The 523-nt window shown below is 57.9% G+C and carries 1 protein-coding gene and 1 pseudogene; one reads left to right on the top strand and one right to left on the bottom strand.

Annotation, left to right across the window (positions count from 1 at the left end; all coding sequences use genetic code 11):
• On the top strand, positions 1 to 272 hold a 272-nt coding region (locus tag PA598K_RS14770), incomplete at its 5' end, for a helix-turn-helix domain-containing protein (RefSeq protein WP_185601984.1).
• A gap of 66 nt (positions 273 to 338) precedes the next feature.
• On the opposite strand, the pseudogene PA598K_RS14765 reads toward PA598K_RS14770, so the two are convergent.
• A pseudogene (locus tag PA598K_RS14765) lies at positions 339 to 523 on the bottom strand (AI-2E family transporter); the annotation flags it as partial.

Here is a 523-nt window from a genome sequence, read left to right as displayed (position 1 = left end):
TCAAGCTGCAGGACGCCGCGCGCGCAGCCGACCTCGGCATCTCCCGCGCCTCGCAGCTGTTCCGCCACATCTACGGCCAATCGATCATGGACTATGCCATCGACGTGCGTCTGGGCATCGCCAAGGAGCAGATGCTGATCAGCGGCTCGAGTCTGCAGGAGATTGCCGAGCAGTGCGGCTTTGTCCATTATACGCACTTCAACCGCTTGTTCCGGTCGCGCTGCGGCATCTCGCCGAGCGGCTATCGCAAGCGCCTGCTGCGTCAGGACTAGTAGAGCGCTCCTGAATAACGTTCCGATCTGTGTTACGAGGAGAGGCGGCTTATGATCGCTGTTGTCCTAGACCTTCCTTGCCTTCAAATAAAAATCAAATAATCCGGCTTCCTTGGCGGAGCGGAAGGCCATAAACACGAACGGGCCGAGGATAAGGCCGGTCATGCCGTAGAAAATATAGCCGATGTACATCGAGATGACAGTCGGCAGCGCGTTGAGACCAATCGAATGGCCCAGCACCTTGGGCTCGA

Origin of the sequence: Paenibacillus sp. 598K, from assembly GCF_003851045.1 — a bacterium.
Taxonomy (GTDB): domain Bacteria; phylum Bacillota; class Bacilli; order Paenibacillales; family Paenibacillaceae; genus Paenibacillus_D.
Note: the sequence above shows the minus strand (reverse complement) of the source record. Positions and strands in the feature narration are given on the sequence as shown.